The sequence below is a fragment of the Burkholderia sp. BCC1998 genome (assembly GCF_905339875.1).
GTDB lineage: Bacteria > Pseudomonadota > Gammaproteobacteria > Burkholderiales > Burkholderiaceae > Burkholderia.
Map to the genome: position 1 here is coordinate 1 of NZ_CAJPHE010000088.1, position 634 is coordinate 634.

1 protein-coding gene is annotated in these 634 nt (G+C 67.7%); it reads right to left on the reverse strand.

The features are described 5' to 3' along the window. On the reverse strand, nt 1-634 hold a 634-nt coding region (locus U5A56_RS36900), incomplete at both ends, for an AMP-binding protein (protein WP_321927406.1).

Below are 634 nucleotides of genomic sequence, written 5' to 3' on the forward strand. Positions count from 1 at the left end.
TTCCGGACGCGAGCGCTTGAGCACCACGAACGCGACCACCGCCTCGCCGGTCGTGTCGTCCGGACGCCCGACCACCGCCGCTTCCGCAACCAGCTCGTGCGAGACCAGCGCCGACTCGATCTCCATCGTGCCGAGTCGGTGGCCCGACACGTTCAGCACGTCGTCGATGCGGCCCATGATCGTGAAGTAGCCGGTGTCCTTGTCGCGCACCGTGCCGTCGCCGGCGAGATAGAGCGTGCCGCCGAGTTCTTCCGGGTAATAACTCTTCCTGAAGCGCTCCGGATCGCCCCAGATCGTGCGGATCATCGCCGGCCACGGACGCTTGATGACGAGAATCCCGCCTTGCCCGTTCGGCACGTCCTGGCCGGTTTCGTCGACCACCGCGGCCATGATGCCCGGCAGCGGCAGCGTGCACGAACCCGGCACCGTCGGCGTCGCGCCGGGCAGCGGCGTGATCATGTGGCCGCCGGTTTCGGTCTGCCACCACGTGTCGACGATCGGGCAGCGCTCCTGGCCGACATGCTTGTGGTACCACATCCACGCTTCCGGATTGATCGGCTCGCCGACCGTGCCGATGATGCGCAGGCTCGACAGGTCGTAGCTCTTCGGGTGGACCTTGTCGTCGGCCTCGGCG